16 protein-coding genes are annotated in these 16555 nt (G+C 40.5%); 2 read left to right on the forward strand and 14 right to left on the reverse strand.

From position 1 onward, the window contains the following. Positions 1 to 2: 2 nt before the first annotated feature. From AUF14_RS06210 to AUF14_RS06250, 9 genes are all read right to left on the reverse strand, one after another. The gene (locus AUF14_RS06210) at positions 3 to 1283 is read right to left on the reverse strand and encodes a dihydroorotase (protein WP_049219274.1); all 1281 of its coding nucleotides are present in this window, start codon (positions 1281 to 1283) and stop codon (positions 3 to 5) included. Between the two features lie 13 nt (positions 1284 to 1296). Continuing rightward, positions 1297 to 2223: an aspartate carbamoyltransferase catalytic subunit gene (locus AUF14_RS06215; protein WP_049219272.1), complete on the reverse strand. Its 927-nt coding sequence runs from the start codon at positions 2221 to 2223 to the stop codon at positions 1297 to 1299. Positions 2224 to 2264: 41 nt separating this feature from the next. Next, positions 2265 to 3536 (reverse strand): solute carrier family 23 protein, encoded by a 1272-nt coding sequence (locus tag AUF14_RS06220; protein ID WP_102865952.1) that lies wholly within the window; start codon positions 3534 to 3536, stop codon positions 2265 to 2267. A gap of 37 nt (positions 3537 to 3573) precedes the next feature. After that, the gene (pyrR, locus tag AUF14_RS06225; RefSeq protein ID WP_016180205.1) at positions 3574 to 4110 is read right to left on the reverse strand and encodes a bifunctional pyr operon transcriptional regulator/uracil phosphoribosyltransferase PyrR; all 537 of its coding nucleotides are present in this window, start codon (positions 4108 to 4110) and stop codon (positions 3574 to 3576) included. A 387-nt stretch (positions 4111 to 4497) separates the two neighbouring features. Then, a complete protein-coding gene (locus tag AUF14_RS06230; protein ID WP_049219114.1) occupies positions 4498 to 5406 on the reverse strand; it encodes an RluA family pseudouridine synthase in 909 nt (302 codons plus the stop codon). Next, a complete protein-coding gene (gene lspA / locus AUF14_RS06235) occupies positions 5399 to 5860 on the reverse strand; it encodes a signal peptidase II (protein WP_049219112.1) in 462 nt (153 codons plus the stop codon). Before lspA ends, AUF14_RS06230 begins: the two co-directional genes overlap by 8 nt. A gap of 2 nt (positions 5861 to 5862) precedes the next feature. Further along, positions 5863 to 6564, reverse strand: coding sequence for a CBS domain-containing protein (locus AUF14_RS06240; RefSeq protein WP_016180202.1), 702 nt, complete (start codon positions 6562 to 6564; stop codon positions 5863 to 5865). Between the two features lie 451 nt (positions 6565 to 7015). After that, the gene (locus AUF14_RS06245; protein WP_049219110.1) at positions 7016 to 7522 is read right to left on the reverse strand and encodes a DUF2922 family protein; all 507 of its coding nucleotides are present in this window, start codon (positions 7520 to 7522) and stop codon (positions 7016 to 7018) included. Between the two features lie 31 nt (positions 7523 to 7553). Continuing rightward, the gene (locus AUF14_RS06250; RefSeq protein ID WP_016180200.1) at positions 7554 to 7937 is read right to left on the reverse strand and encodes a hypothetical protein; all 384 of its coding nucleotides are present in this window, start codon (positions 7935 to 7937) and stop codon (positions 7554 to 7556) included. 321 nt (positions 7938 to 8258) lie between these two features. Between AUF14_RS06250 and AUF14_RS06255 the strand changes: the two genes are divergently transcribed. Continuing rightward, on the forward strand, positions 8259 to 9446 hold the full coding sequence (locus AUF14_RS06255; RefSeq protein WP_002297293.1) for an IS110 family RNA-guided transposase: 1188 nt from the start codon (positions 8259 to 8261) through the stop codon (positions 9444 to 9446). A gap of 482 nt (positions 9447 to 9928) precedes the next feature. Here the strand turns inward: AUF14_RS06255 and AUF14_RS06260 are convergent, their stop codons facing one another. The 5 genes from AUF14_RS06260 to AUF14_RS06280 all read right to left on the reverse strand — a co-directional run bounded on the left by AUF14_RS06260 (position 9929) and on the right by AUF14_RS06280 (position 16180). After that, positions 9929 to 11071, reverse strand: a complete 1143-nt coding sequence (locus AUF14_RS06260; protein ID WP_049222027.1) for an acetylornithine transaminase — start codon at positions 11069 to 11071, stop codon at positions 9929 to 9931. Continuing rightward, positions 11068 to 11817 carry an acetylglutamate kinase gene (gene argB, locus AUF14_RS06265; RefSeq protein ID WP_049222025.1) on the reverse strand — a complete coding sequence of 250 codons (750 nt, stop codon included), beginning with the start codon at positions 11815 to 11817 and terminating at the stop codon, positions 11068 to 11070. Before argB ends, AUF14_RS06260 begins: the two co-directional genes overlap by 4 nt. Positions 11818 to 11950: 133 nt before the next feature. Beyond that, positions 11951 to 13144, reverse strand: a complete 1194-nt coding sequence (argJ, locus tag AUF14_RS06270; RefSeq protein WP_049222024.1) for a bifunctional ornithine acetyltransferase/N-acetylglutamate synthase — start codon at positions 13142 to 13144, stop codon at positions 11951 to 11953. Between the two features lie 22 nt (positions 13145 to 13166). After that, complete coding sequence (gene argC / locus AUF14_RS06275) at positions 13167 to 14198, reverse strand: N-acetyl-gamma-glutamyl-phosphate reductase (RefSeq protein WP_049222021.1); 1032 nt, start codon at positions 14196 to 14198, stop codon at positions 13167 to 13169. A 308-nt stretch (positions 14199 to 14506) separates the two neighbouring features. Then, positions 14507 to 16180: a formate--tetrahydrofolate ligase gene (locus AUF14_RS06280; RefSeq protein WP_049222019.1), complete on the reverse strand. Its 1674-nt coding sequence runs from the start codon at positions 16178 to 16180 to the stop codon at positions 14507 to 14509. Positions 16181 to 16354: 174 nt separating this feature from the next. Between AUF14_RS06280 and AUF14_RS06285 the strand changes: the two genes are divergently transcribed. Further along, entirely contained in the window at positions 16355 to 16555 is a 201-nt protein-coding gene (locus tag AUF14_RS06285) for a cold-shock protein (protein ID WP_016180194.1), read from the forward strand.

Consider the following 16555-nt stretch of genomic DNA (forward strand, 5'->3'; position numbering starts at 1 on the left):
TCTTAGTCCTCCTTGTTGTATACCAACTGACCATCCACGAAGGTCATCAGTGTCGCACCCTTGACTGGCCAGCCAGTGAAAGGCGTGTTCACTCCTAGTGATGCAAATTTTTTATCATCGATCTTTTCTTCGTGACTCAGGTCAAATACCGCAATGTCCGCTGGCTGACCAATGTTTAAGGTTCCCACCGTCATTCCGAAAATTTCCGCTGGCTTGACTGCCATCCAATCAATCACTTGTTCTAAAGTAAAGCGTCCTGTTTCAACAAAGTGAGTATAAATCAATTGGAATGCTGTTTCACTGCCCACGATCCCGAATGGTGATTTTAAAAAGCTTTGATTTTTTTCTTCGAAACCGTGAGGCGCATGGTCAGTTGCGATACAATCAATCGTGCCGTCAAGCAGACCTTCAATCAATGCTTCGCGATCTTCCACTCCTCGTAATGGTGGGTTCATTTTCCAGTAACCGTGATCTTCGGGAATATTTTCATCGACTAGGATCAAGTGGTGAGGGGAAACTTCCGCCGTTACATGCACGCCGGCTCTCTTCGCATCTCGGATTACCCGGACACTTTCTTTCGTAGAAACGTGACAAACATGATAATGAACGCCTGTTTCCTCGGCTAAAATTAAGTCTCTGGCGATTTGTGAAGATTCAGTCGCACTCAAAATGCCCGGTAAATCTAGTTTTTCGCTGATTTTCCCATGATGCATCACGCCGCCGAATAATAAGGATTCATCTTCAGTGTGAGCAACTAAAGCTATCTTATTTTTTGCTGCTTCCTTCATCGCTAAATACATGGTTCCAGCTGTTTGCACGCCTACTCCATCATTAGTGAAGGCAAATGCTCCGGCTGCCTTCAAACCTTCTTGGTCTGTTAAGGTTTCGCTGCGCAGTTCTTCTGTAATTGGCGCATATTGATGTACTTTTACGACCGCATCTTTTTCAATGATCGCTTTAACATCGTTGAATTTTTCGACAGTGTCAGGAACTGGATCAAGGTTTGGCATCGCGCAGACGGTTGTGTAGCCGCCGCGAGCCGCCGCTTTTGAGCCATCCTTGATGGTTTCTTTATAAGTAAAGCCGGGTTCTCGTAAATGAACATGAACATCAACTAAACCTGGTGTGATTAATTGATTGCCTGCGTCGTACTCTTGATCAAATGATATGCCTGAGAAATCTTTCCCGATACCAGCGATGATACCGTCTTCCAGCCAAAGGTCGCATGCCATTGTTTGATTGCCTTTTGTTACGATCTTTCCATTTTTAATCAATGTTTTCATTTTATCTGCTCCTTTACGCTTTTCCATTAAGTACTGCTTCTAAAATCGCCATCCGAATATAGACACCGTTGGTCATTTGGGGAACAATTCGTGATTGCAAACTTTCAACTAAGCTATCTGCGATCTCTACGTCACGATTAACAGGTGCCGGATGCATGATGATCGCTTTTTCTTTCAATTGCTTCCCGCGTTCAATCGTTAAGCCGTATTTTTGATGATATTCTTCCTTCGAAAAGCTTTCCTGTCCATCATGTCGTTCGTGCTGCACTCTTAAGAGCATCATGACATCCACCTCAGGTACAAGCTCATCCAGAGGACGGTAAGTGCCGTAGACATCAAAGCTTTCGTCATACCATTCTTCTGGTCCAGAAAAGAACACTTCTGCACCTAAGCGTTTCAGCATTTGCATATTAGATTTTGCGACGCGCGAATGGGTAATATCTCCTGCAATCGCGACTTTTAATCCAGCAAAACGGCCAAATTCTTGATAAATCGTCATTAGGTCAAGCAAACATTGCGTAGGATGCTGCCCACTGCCGTCCCCGCCGTTGACGATCGAACATTGAATCGTTTTGCTTTGGATTAATTCATCGTAGTAGTTCTCATCGCTATGGCGAATTACTGCTACATCCACCCCCAATGCCGACATCGTTAATACCGTGTCATAAAGAGTTTCCCCTTTTTGAACCGAGCTGGTTTTGGCGTCAAAATCAATCACATCTAGTCCGAGTTTTTTCTCAGCGACTTCAAAACTTTTATGGGTTCGGGTACTATTTTCAAAGAAAAGATTGGAAACAAAGTATTGGTCCTTGTGGGGTGTCCATCGCGCACCTTGTTTGAACTGCTGCGCTCGACGAATCAGTCCCATCACCTCTTGATCGGTTAAGGCTTCCACCGTCAATAAATGTTTCAGACTGATCTCTTCAGACTGGATGATCATGAAATTTCCTCCTTTAATTCCTAGATAAAATGCTTGGCTGTCTATTTCTCGCTACGTGCCTGCTCCGGCAGGATTAAGTTCAAGATAATTCCTAAGACTGTGGCTAAAGCCATAGCAGATAACGTGAAGGTGCCTGCTTCAAAGACCAATCCGCCAATTCCAATGACTAGGATAGTTGAAGCAATCAATAGATTCTTTTTCTTATCAAAATCAATTTTATTTTCAATTAAAATTTTCAATCCGCTGGCTGCGATGACTCCGAACAAGATGAAGCTGATGCCTGAGATTACCGGCCCTGGGATACTTAAGATCAAGGCGCTGAGTTTGCCGACAAATCCTAGTAAGACTGCGAAGATCGCGGCACCGCCGATAACGAACACACTGTGTACGCGGGTGATTGCCAGTACGCCGATGTTTTCTCCGTAACTGGTTACCGGAGGTCCGCCTACTAGGCCTGCGACGATTTGCGCTAAACCATCCCCCATCAAGGTGCGATCCAAACCAGGATCTTCGAAGAAATTGCGTTTCGTTAATTTATTTAATACCATCAAGTGGCCGATGTGTTCAGTCATGGTGACAAAAGCTATTGGCACCATTGTTGTAATCGCGTTAACGTACAGTTTTGGCTGATAAGTGGCGAATGGCACACTGAACGCTGGCATCGCCAACCATTTTGCATCGATGATCGGTTGATAGTCGATGATGCCGAAGATCATTGCTGTAATGTAGCCGCCAACGATTCCTAACAGAATGGGAATCAATCCTAAAAATCCGGTGAAGAACATATTGAAGAAAATTGTTAAGGCTAAAGTAATCAAAGCAACTAACACATATTTGAAGCTGTATTCGCCGTTGTTATACATGGCATTTTGTGCGGCGTTGCTGGCTAGGCCTAAGCCAATAACCATTACCACTGGTCCAACGACAATCGGCGGTAAGATTTTATCCAGCCAGCCAGAGCCGATTTTTTTAATAATGAAGGAAACGATCAGATAAACCAAACCGCAGGTCAAAGCCCCTTGGGCAACTGCTGGATAGCCGTCACTTTTCATTAATAATTTCATCGCCGCGATAAAGGCGAAGCTACTACCTAAGTAAGCGGGGATTTTTCCTTTGGTTACCGTTAAGTAAACCAAGGTTCCTAACCCCGAACTTACTAGAGCGATACTTGGATTGATTCCGACTAAGATTGGTACCAAGACGGTCGCACCGAACATGGTGAATAAATGTTGAATACTTAATCCGACCCAGTGGCCTGCACTTGGGCGGTCGTGAATATCTAAAACAACGTCATCATTGTGAAACTCTTGCATTGGATTTCCTCTTTCTAGTGTCTAAATATTTGTCTGATTAGTCTTCTTTTTGAATTAAGATGCGGTCCTGCCCGTCGTTTTCTTCCATTTCAACGACAATTTCCTCCGTCAAGGCTGTTGGGATATTTTTCCCAACATAATCCGCGCGGATTGGCAATTCGCGATGGCCGCGGTCAACTAAGACTGCCAGAGAGATACGGTTTGGACGACCTAAGTCGATGACAGCATCTAGAGCTGCACGAATTGTTCTGCCGGTGAACAAGACATCGTCGACCAAGATCACTTCTTTGCCCTCAATTGAAAAAGGAATATCTGATGAATGTAATTCCGGTTCAGCTTCCGCTACATTCACATCGTCCCGATACAATGTAATATCCAACTCCCCAACCGGAACATCGATGTGCTCCAATTGCTTAAGGCGTTCTGCGATTCTTTGTGCGATAAAAATCCCGCGGGTTTTAATCCCGATCAAGACGATATCCTGAACCCCCTTATTTCGTTCGATGATCTCGTAAGTAATCCGAGTCAACGCTCGTTTCATTGTTACCTCATCTACTACCTCTTTTTTATACATCCTGTCTCCTCCTTATTTGTTTTAATGAATTAATTTTTCAGGGAAAAATTAGTTCGATTCAAATGCCGTATATCATTCAACTAGAGTGTTCACGCGGATGATCGGCTCAGCTTTTGGAACTAGTTTCTCTTCCTAAAGTAAACTGCGAAAAGTTGAACTGACATCCTTATTCGTTTAAATGCCTTTATTTTTCGCAAAAAAAACTCCTACCCGTAGTTAGGTAGGAGGAATGTTATCGACTTCGTCAAAATGATAGTGTTCACCTAGGCGCACCTAGACCAAACCACTATCTACTTCCTTCTTAGCCTCACGGGACTACTCTTAAAGGATTACTATTTAGTTATTTATTTCTTACTACAGACACTATACTATTCCTGATTTAAGAAATCAATCATTTTCTTTTAACTGTTTCAAAGTTTTTTTGAAAATTTCTGGCAGCGGTGCTTCAAAGACCATCATCTCACCGGTTGTTGGATGTTCAAAGCCCAATAATTTCGCATGCAAAAATTGTCCATTGCCCTTCAAGGTTTTCTTTGGCCCATACAAAGGATCGCCAGCGACTGGATAACCGATGTATTGCATGTGCACTCTAATTTGATGGGTACGTCCCGTTTCTAGCTGTAATTCAATTAACGTGAAGCCTTCGTAACGTTTCAATACTTCAAAGTGAGTCACAGCCGGTTTGCCGTCTTCGATCACGGCCTGCATTTTTCGATTAACCTTTGAACGACCAATTGGTGCTTCGATTCGTCCCTTTTCGTGAGGAATCTCTCCGTGAACTAGCGCCACATATTTTCTTAAAGAGGTTTTATCTTTCAGCTGTTTCGCTAATGCTTCATGGGAGCGGTCATTTTTCGCCACCATCAATAAACCAGAAGTATCCTTATCGATACGGTGGACGATCCCTGGGCGAATCACATCATTGATCGTTGATAGGCTTTTGATTTGATACAATAATCCATTCACTAGCGTACCTTTGGGATGGCCCGCAGATGGATGAACCACCATGCCTTGAGGTTTATTTACCACCACGACATCGTCATCCTCATAGACAATATCCAAATCTAAATTTTCGGGAATAAGATCCAATTCTTCGGGTTCAGGAATCTCGATCAGGATTTTATCTCCAGCATTTACTTTGTAATTTGCCTTGATGACTTTGCCTTCAATGGAAACATGTTGTTCCTTGATCCATTGTTGAATCTGTGAACGAGAATAATCAGCCAGGCGGTCATTCAAGACCTTATCGATCCGCCCGGTTTCTTCTTTTATCATTACTTCAATTTGATTAGTCATTTTTCTTGTCTCTCTCATCTAATAGAATATAAATAAAAATCATAATGACACCTATCACTAAAGCCATGTCAGCGATATTAAAAATTGGAAAATTAATGAAATCCAAACGGAACATATCCACGACATAACCTAAACGGAAACGATCGATGAAATTACCGATGGCCCCAGCTAAAAAGAAGCTCAAGCCTAAGGTCAGCCATTTACTCTCCTGTAAATGTTTGACTAGATAATAAATCACCGCAACTACTGCAACAATCGTGATAACAATAAAAAAGATTTGCTGTCCTTCAAAGAGACTAAACGCGCCTCCGGTATTGCGAATATGGGTTAGTGACAAAATATTTGGAAGGATCGTTTGACTTTCACCAAAATTATACTGATTGACGATCCACCATTTGAACCATTGGTCGAGCGCGATGATTCCTGCACTTAATAATAAATAAATGACTAACAAGCTTATTGCTCCCCTTCTTGACTATAAATATCTCGCGGTCGAATGATGCCCAACAGGTTGCCATCCGAATGTCCATCTTTGGTAATCAAGATCGCTTCTAAAATGGCTTCTGTCTGAAACATTTTTTCTACCTCAGAAACTTTTGTATCAGCTGAAACAAATTTGAAATTCGTGCGCTTGCCGTTTCCTAACAGTAAATCTTCAGCTATACGTCCCTTAAGACTAACAGAACCAGATAGACTAGCTTGAGCAAAATAAAACCCAATGGTTCTCAAAGTAATCAAGCCCATAAACTTTCCAGAGTCATAAACCGGAAACTGGGAAAAACGTTTTTCCGTGATGATTTTCATGATTTCTACCAATGGCAGATTTCGTTCAAATCCAGTGACTTTTTTACCAAACCTTGGCAACACCTTTTCTGGACGCAATAAGCTTTCCTCGATTTGTTTAATGCGTGTAACTGCCCAATCATTCGGCTCAGCAATAACAAAATCATCCGCCACTTGATCATGCACAATCGCATTGCGCAATTGTGCCAGCTGCAGCAAATCATTCTCACTGTCGCCAATTAAGTTATCTCGCCGTTTTGATAAGCGTCTCACCGCTTCACTAAAGCTCATATTCACCGGATTGCCTAATTGTCGCTTTAGTTCCTTTTCAATCCGATTAAAGGTACTCAAAAAAATATCCGCCCGTTCTCCCATTCGACTGCTCCTTATTTCTTACTAATGAAATTTTTTCTTTTAAATCACCTAACTAGATTTTTCAAACGATTTCTGAAAAAATTTTTTTGATTCTAATTCAGGTAAAATTCGATAGCTCCAGTATAAGTGAAAAAAAGCGTGATGGAAAGTCTCAGGTGTGAGGAAAATTAGAAGTGAACATTTAGAGAAGTGTTTGAGGAATAAAGGTAAGTGAAATTTACTTGGTTCGCTGAACGTTACGCAGCTGACTCTCAGCGAAGTTAATAAAACTGTGAAAAATCGGACTCGTCAAATAACCCGCTATTTCAGCAGGTTTAAAAATTTTGATTTTTTTCTTACGCCAACTAAGTCTATTATTGTTGAATGTCCGCTTTATACCAACGTTGGATTTCTGATAAAGCAAACAAAAGTTTTATAAATGCTGTTTTTGTATTTTCTTTAAAATGATTGGTTAGCTTTTCAATCTCTCAATCAATGTAATTTGATTGTCTTCAAGCCAAACATCCTTCAGCTCAGCATTGACGTGCATGCAAGCAATTAGGACCGAAGTCGTCTGTTGATCATTCAATTCTTGAAGATCAATTCCCTTAGGCAGTCCAATTTTTTGGATCAAAATATCTGGTTCTGGTCTTTCTTCTGTAATGATCAGATCCTCTGGAATTCGAATCAATTGTTTTTCGGACGCCGCACTTTTTTCTTGAAGCGTATCTTCATCGTTTCGGTTATCAAAGATTTTTGACTCAGTGGTTTCGACAAATTTTGCTTCAACCGCTTTTTTGAAGAGTCCCACACCGTCTTGGTCAAATAGATCAACGATTGCTAGTTTTCCCAAAGAGGATTTGATTTTTTCTGCTGGCAAGTCACGATTGACGTCTTTGATACTAAATCGATGATAGTTTCCGTTGCTTTTTTCATATTTAACTTGTAATCTTATTCTCGTTTTGCCTATACTCTCCACCCCTTTTCTATTTATCCTGAAAAAATCAGCTTCATGAACCGACCAAGCTTTCCAAAGGCATTTTGGCAAAATGGGTATATAGTTTTTCTAGCTTATCGGCAATGAAATGTTTTACCGTAAATAATCTTCGTGATAACACTTTCCATTCTTTTTTATCAAAGTAATCTTCGAAAAAAATAGACAAACGGCGCAATAAACGCGTATTTTTAGTTTTCATGAAGATATGTTTGACGATATCCACCATCATAAAAGAAAAATCGTCATTGGTTAATTCTTCTCGTACTTGCAGTACAAGTAAAAATTCCAAAGTATCTTTTGCATCGCCAGTTTCAAAATAGTATTTTCTGATGCGCTTTTCTAACGTCTTTCGCTTCAGTGAAAAAAGCTGATTTTTGTTTAATAGATGCTTCTTCATAAACATCCTCCTTGTATATTAGAGTTAGGGTTTTAACCTTCCGGTTTTGATTGGATAACCCTATGAACCATCGTTATTTTAATTTGGTATTAACTCATTTCTTTTGAGATAATATATTTATTGGATTGAGAGGCTAAGCCGTTCCCCCCTTGGGTCATTGAACCCGCACTCGAGAGACTGGCTCCTCTCTCTGATAAGTGGATTGCGTATGAGTTAGATGTTGAAAGTCCTTACTTTACTCCGTATCTCGTACAAGGTAGTGACGCTTTTCAGTTGAGTGGATTTCAATCCAAAATTCTTTTTTTGAAAGGTCAGATATACATGTACTTTTTAGGCATTGATATCGGTAAACGCACTCACGTTGCTTCTATCATGAACGAGGAAGGAAAGGTATTACTAAAAGGTTTTTCATTTCCTAACACCACTGAAGGAGCAGAGTCATTAATTGAGCGAATGGTCGACTATTCCGGAGCACCCAGTGACTTTGTTATAGGGATGGAAGCCACGGGGCACTATTGGCTGTCCATCTTTTCATACCTTCACGAATCAGATTATTTGATTCACGTTGTGAATCCCCTTCAAACAGACGGATGGCGTAAAGGTACAGAAATACGGAAACGAAAAAACGATATTATTGATTCTGTTTTGATTGCTGACTTAATGCGCTATGGCTCATTTGTCGAAACGGTCTTATCCGATGAAAATGTTTTTTCTTTGAAACAACTTTCTCGTTACCGAACTTATTTAGTAGGTACAGCGAGCGACTTCAAAAGAAAAATTATAGCCGTATTGGATCAAGTCTTTCCAGAATACGCGACGATTTTTACCAAGCAGGGCGTTTTCGGAAAAGCTTCTAAAGAGTTATTGCTGGCGTTTAGTGCCCCGATCGACTTAGAAAACATTTCCTCAGAAACTTTGGCCCAATACTTAGCTGAGTTAAGCAGGAACCGAATCAAGGCAGAAAAAGCGGACCAATTGAAGCAAGCAGCTTCTAACTCCTTTGGAGTAAAATTTGCTCAAGAAGCGTTCACCTTCCAACTACGTTCAATGATTGAACAATTAAAATTCATTGAAAGCCAAATAAAGGAAACGGAAAGAGAAATCAAGCACATAATGGACACTTTAAATTCTGTTATTCTCACAATTCCTGGAATTGGTCCTATAAACGGTGCGACTATTCTTGGTGAGATCGGAGATATTCAAAAATTTTCTAACCCGAAAAAACTCGTTGCTTACGCTGGGATAGACGCTTCCGTGACACAATCAGGGCAATATGAGGCAACGCATAATGTTATGAGTAAACGAGGGTCTCCATATTTGCGAAAAGCCTTGTTTTCGGCGGCTTTAGTAGCTTCTCAATGTGATCCTGTTTTTAGTGCGTTTTACCAGAAAAAAGTTTCCGAAGGAAAACATCATCTAACTGCCTTAGGTGCGGTTTCTCGTAAGCTTTGTTACGTGATTCATGCTATTTTGACTAAAAACGAGCCTTATATAATTGTTTCTGATTAGCTATTGAACATTCAAAAAAACTAATGGTAAGAAGCTTATTTGTTGTACCCTTTTTTCGGAATTATCTGTTATAAAATATTTTTTGATTTGGCTAATTTTTACTTGACTCTATATAGTTAGTCTCTCTTTAGATTATCTATAGTCAAGTATTGGCTGCTCTTCCTCAATAGCTGTGCACCGCCGTTGCTAAAAGAGAAGCGAGTACAATTATTTTCTTAGTTAAGAATCGTTCGTGTTTATCTCACGCTTAAAAGATAGCTCTTTTTTTAACCGTTTACATTCCTAAATGTTTATTATTTTTTAAACATAATGATCATCACAAAACAATTCGGTGTTAAAACAAAGTTTATTGGATATTAAAATAACGATGATAAATTCTATCTTTGTTGAAGATGTTGGGTTATTCTATCAAATCACGCAAAAAATCCTCAGCATCGAATAAAATGCTAAGGATTTTTTATGGATATTGAGTTAATATCGACCTATTTTAGTAATACAGAGTTAATAATTTCCAAGCCTTTTGTCAATTCTTCTTGGCTGATGGTCAAAGGGGGCAGTAGTCTAAGCACGTTTTTACCAGCTTTGATTGCTAAAAGATTTTGTACCTTCAACTCTTGAATTGTCTGCTGCAGCGTTTCTGGCGAATTTAACTCGATCCCCACCATCAAGCCTTTTCCTCGAACATCAAGAACTTTTTCAGATTTTTCACTCAATTTGATCAGTTCATCCAATAAATACTGGCCCTTAACTGCAACTTCTGCTAAAAATTCTGGCTGATTAATCTCACTAACTACAGTATCGGCCACCCTCATCGCCAGATTGTTCCCGCCAAAGGTCGTACCGTGAGAACCAGGGCCAAAAGCTTCAGCTAATTCGACCTTTCCTAGCATCGCACCCACTGGGATGCCGTTAGCCAAAGCCTTGGCGATCGTAATGATATCTGGTTCGATCTGATAAGCCTCAAACGCATAGAAGGTTCCTGTTCTTCCCATACCGGTTTGAATTTCATCAATGATCAATAAACTGCCATTTTCTTTACATAGTTTTGCGACTGACTGAAGCCATTCTTTATTCGCTGGTATGATTCCGCCTTCTCCTTGGATAACTTCCAACATGACTGCGGCCACGTTTTCATTTAATTTTTCCTTCAATGGAGCTAGTTCATTATAAGGAAGATAGTCAAATCCTTCGACGATTGGGAAAAAGCCTGCTTGCAGCGCAGGCTGTCCCGTTGCACTCAAAGCCCCGTAAGTCCGTCCGTGGAATGATTGCTCAAAGCTAAGAATTTTCGAACGCCCAGTGGCCTTTCTAGCTAATTTAATCGCCGCTTCATTGGCCTCAGTTCCGCTATTACAAAAGAAAGCTAAATAATCCTTTTCCTTGGTCAATTTTTCAGCTACCTGCTCTTGCAGATGATTGGTATACAAGTTCGAGCTGTGCCAAATTTTATCTGCTTGCTCAGCCAATGCCTGCATCACTTTTGGATTGTTATGACCTAAATTTGTGACAGCGATTCCGCTCATAAAATCCAGATAGCTGTTTCCCTCTTGATCATACACATAGCTTCCTGAACCCTTAATCAGATCAATCGTGTCTCTTGCATAATTTGGAAACAAATGACTCATGCAAAGACCCCCTCCTTTACGATTACAGTACCTGCACATTCGATACAATTGGTAATATGAACTTCTGAAACACCATTTTCTAACGCATCGACAGCACTATTTAGTTTAGGGATCATGCCCCCAGTAATCACTTTCTCCGCTTTCAATTGCTCAACTTCATGGATTGATAGTTTGTCAAGCCATTGTTCGTCTTGCTTCACTCCTGGTACATCTGTCAACAAATACAATGCATCTGCTTCAAGGGCTTCAGCGATTTTACACGCAGTATCATCCGCATTGATATTAAGCCATTGGCCGTTTGCTGTCATTCCTAAAGGAGCGATAATCGGAATGTAATTCTTATGCAAAACCCCCTCAATGGCTGCAGGATTAATCTCGGTAATCTCACCAACGTAACCTAATTTTTCTTGATCAATAAACGTTCCTTGAATCATATTATCGCTAGAGGCATTAAGACCAATCGTTCCAAAACCTTGCTGTTGGAATAACGTTGTAATCGTCGGCTGCACCTGACCCATCAGAACCATTTGAGTAACCTTTAATGCTTGCTCTGTTGTGACACGTAACCCTTCATTGATCATTACAGGGATATTTAATCGCTCCATCATTTCCGTGATGTAGTATCCCCCGCCGTGAACAATAATGATTTCATGTCCGTGAGCCTGCCATGATTCAATTTGCTCAAAAAAATTATTTGTTAAATTATCACTGGCTACCCCACCGATTTTTACAACTATTTTACCCATGCTTTTCGCTCCTTATATGAATTTATTTTTCCACCAGAAAAATAAGTCGTTTCCCATGCCATATATCATTCCTCAAAATTTCTTGCTTTTTGTCTTGGAGGAACTGAGAACTTGAACTGTCGATCTGATATTTTTATGTGTGGTACAATGCGTTCACTTCAACGTATTTATAGGTCAAATCACAACCCCAAGCCTGCCCGCTTTGCTCTCCGATATTCAGATCAACGGTAATATTGATTTTTTCTTTTTCTAAAGTCTGTTTCATGATGGTTTCGTCAAATTCTTGCGGCTGGCTGTTTTTCAACAGTTGCTGATCACCGATCCACATATCGATTTTTTCGGGATCAGTGTGTGAACCGGCATAGCCGACTGCGCAAATGATTCGTCCCCAATTAGGATCTTCTCCAAACATTGCGGTTTTTACTAAACTGGAGCCGACGACTTTTTTAGCGACTAAACGGGCTTCACTTCCGTTGAGCGCTCCGACCACTTGTGCTTCGATCAATTTAGTGGCTCCTTCGCCGTCTTTGGCAATCTTCTTTGCTAACGTTTCACTAACTAGCTGAAACATTGCCACGAATTGTTCAAATGCTTTGGAATTTTTTTCGATCACTGGATTTTCTGCCAAGCCATTGGCTAAGACTAACACCATATCGTTGGTGGATGTATCCCCGTCTACAGTGATCTGATTGAAGGTCGTTTCAGTTTTATCTGCTAAAATTTCCTGCAGCAACTCTTCTGAAATTTGAGCATCGGTTGTAATGAATGCCAGCATCGTCGCCATATTAGGATGAATCATCCCTGATCCTTTGGCTACACCCGCCATTGTTACCTGCTGACCATTGATTTCTTCAGTAATGACGATTTCCTTTGTCGCTGTGTCAGTTGTTAAAATGGCTTCATGAAAAGCATAGGGTTCTGGCTTTTCCAGATCGATATTGCTGATTCCTGCTTCGATGATTTCCATTGGCAGTTGTTTACCAATCACACCGGTTGAAGCAACAGCCACGCTTTCTTGCGGGATATTCAAATGTGCCCCTGTTATCGCCTGCATCTCTTTTGCATTTTCCAATCCTAGTTTTCCGGTGCAGGCATTGGCGATACCTGAGTTGACTACCACTGCCTGAATGGTGGTATCCTTCATTGCCTCTTTTGTAACAAAAATCGGTGCTGCCTTTACTTGATTTGTCGTATATACTGCCGCAGCATTGGCAGGAACTTCTGAATAAATGACTCCTAGATCTTTCTTCTCTTTTTTTAATCCTGCATGTAGGCCAGTGGCATAAAAGCCTTTGGGACTGGCAATCGTTCCATCTATGATTTGCATATTCTTCACACTCCGGCATTTTTTATGGATAAATTGGTACTAGGTTTAGTCCAGTAGTTTCTGGCCAACCTGCTAGATGATTTAGATTATGAACGGCTTGACCAGCTGCGCCCTTTACTAAATTATCCAAAACTGTAACAACAGTAACGATATTGGTCACTTCATTGTAAGCTACTCCAATATCACAGAAATTCGAACCGACGATCTGATGTAAGTTTGGGTAAACATCTTGATCTTGAACTCGGACAAATGGTTTTTCTTGATAGAAGGTTTGAAATAAATTTAAAACCTTTTCTTGTGTCAGTTTTTCCTTGCTGCGAGCATAGGTTGTAATGAAAATACCGCGAGTCACTGGAATTAGGGAAGTCGAAAATTGGATTGCTGGAATACTTTCGTTCCATTTTTTTAATTGCTGCATGATTTCTGGAATATGCTGGTGGCTGTTCATTTTATACAACGTCATATTTTCATTGCTGTTAACAAAATGACTAGACTCCGATAAATTCTTGCCTGCGCCTGATAAACCAGATTTTGCATCAACGATAATTGAATCGCATTCGATAATTTCTTGCTGAACCAGCGGTGCCAAAGATAAAAGTGTTCCCGTAGCATAGCATCCAGGATTAGCGATTAATTTTGACGTAGGTTCTGCATAAAAATCAGCTAACCCGTAATGAGCGTTTTGTAATATTTCAAAGGGTGCACTTGAATTTTTATACCATTTTTCGTATTGCCCATCTGTTTTTAATCGAAAATCACCTGAAAGGTCAATAACTGGAAAATCTGCCTCTACAAAAGTTGTGGCGATCTCTTTAGAAATACCTGACGGTGTAGCGAAAAAAACTAAATCTGACTGCTCCATGATTTTTGTGGAATCAATTGGTTCCAGAGGAAGGTTCAACAATCGATTTAAATGCGGCAAATACTCATCAATATCTTTGCCATTTTGCGAATGACTGTGAATAGAACTAATCTCCACGTTAGGATGCTGCAATAGTATTCGGACCAGCTCGATCCCACTGTAGCCTGTCACTCCGATAATCGAAACTTTCAAATTAATCCCTCCTTTTTCTTCTGATGTTCAAGCCGTATATTATTCCATTAGCTTGGTGAACTTTTGGTGCGCCTGATTTTTTGTTCACTATTTAAACCGCGAAAAGCGGAGCTGATATTCTTGGAATTGAATAATAATACGATTAGAAATCTGCTATTTCTGACGATTATACGTGTAGTATTTATACAAGTCAATGGTTTTTTATAAATTATTTTGCGTATTTTAGTAAAAATATGCAAAATCTGCTTTTGAATATACAAAAATGGAGCAAACTCCCGCTTTCACGAGTGTTTGCTCCATTTTTCATGCTAGAACAAGCCGATAGCATTGCCCTTTTCATCAACATCCATATTTAAAGCAGCAGGCTTTTTAGGTAATCCCGGCATCGTCATGACGTCACCAGTCAGCGCTACGACAAATCCTGCGCCAATCTTCGGTACAAATTCGCGGATCGTCACATCAAAATCAATTGGAGCCCCTAATTTACTTGGGTCGTCTGATAATGAATACTGTGTCTTCGCCATGCAAATAGGCAAACGATCCCAGCCGTATTTCTTGAAGCTGGCCAATTGCTGCTGTGCTTTTTTACTATAGATAACTTCATTCCCGCCATAAATCTCGCGAACGATCGTTTCAACTTTTTCAGTTAAGTCATCATGTTCTCTGGTAAAGATTGAATGGAAATGATTTTCTTCATTTGCAATCGTCTCAACAACTGTCTTTGCTAAATCGATGCCGCCGTCAGGTCCTTTCTCCCAGACGCTAGCCAACTCGACCTTCACATCTTCTTGTTCGCAAAGCTCTTTTAATAGTGTAATTTCCTTGTCAGTGTCACTGATAAATTCGTTGATAGCAACAACTACTGGTAATCCATATTTGCGCATATTACGAATATGCTTGGCTAAATTGCTGAAGCCGTTTTTCAATGCATCAAGATTTTCCATACTTAAATCAGCTTTAGCCATTCCGCCATGCATCTTCAGTGCTCTGATAGTTGCAACGATCACTACAGCGTCGGGAGCTTTTCCTAAACTAGGAACTTTAATATCCAAGAATTTTTCCCCGCCAAGATCCGCACCAAAGCCCGCTTCTGTGACCACATAATCACCGCAGTGCAGAGCAGCTCGAGTTGCTAAAATACTATTACAGCCATGAGCGATATTCGCAAATGGTCCGCCATGCACAAACGCAGGTGTTTGATAAATGGTTTGAACCAAATTAGGTTTGATTGCGTCTTTAAGAACAAGCGCTAGTGCTCCTTCCACCTTCAAATCGCCGACTGTTACGGGCTCACGATCAAAGGTGTAGGCAACAACGATATTTGATAAGCGCTGCTTCAAGTCTTCAATATCTGTTGCTAAACATAAAATTGCCATAATTTCGCTGGCGACAGTAATATCAAAGCCGTCTTCGCGGGGAACTCCATTGATCGGACCGCCCAAGCCAACAGTGATATGGCGCAACTCACGGTCATTCAGATCAACAACCCGTTTCCAAATCACGCGCCGGGCATCGATGTTTAATTGATTTCCTTGATGGATATGATTATCCAGTAAAGCTGATAACGCATTATTTGCCGTTGTGATCGCGTGCATATCGCCAGTAAAGTGCAGATTAATATCTTCCATAGGTAAGACCTGTGCATAGCCTCCACCAGTTGCGCCGCCTTTGATACCCATCACTGGTCCTAAAGAAGGCTCACGAAGAGCGATCACAGTCTTCTTGCCTATTTTATTTAAAGCATCGCCTAATCCAATCGTAACAGTTGATTTTCCTTCCCCTGCCGGCGTTGGATTGATTGATGTGACAAGAATCAATTTGCCTTCTGGATTTTCTTTCATCCGTTCTAAAGCATCAAACTCAATTTTTGCTTTGTATTTGCCATGCAATTCCAAATCATCAAAAGATAAGTTGATTTTTTCTGCGACCTCCGTAATTGGTGCTAAAGTCGTCGCTTGAGATATTTCGATATCAGTTTTCATAAAAACTCCCTTTCCCGAACGTTATTCAGAAAAATACACTTTTTTATTCGTTCCTTTTTATTATAACGAATTTTTTAAAGAAAAACACCACTTAGAATTATCAAACGTATTGATTCGCAATTTTTGTTTCCTTCACGTATAATAAAACCAGCAATTGCAAAGGGGTGTTGCGTAATGAATAGTGGCATTGTTAAATGGTTTGATGAAAAAAAAGGGTACGGTTTTATTGCCTATGATGAAAATCAAGAAGTTTTTGTTCACTTCACCGCGATTGAGGAAGATGGATTCAAAAGCTTGGATCCGGGTGACGAGGTTGATTTTGTAATTGTGGAGGGTGCTCGCGGGATGCAAGCAGCTCATGTAAAAAAGAAATAA

This window comes from Enterococcus avium, assembly GCF_002891025.1.
Taxonomy (GTDB): Bacteria; Bacillota; Bacilli; order Lactobacillales; family Enterococcaceae; genus Enterococcus_A; species Enterococcus_A avium.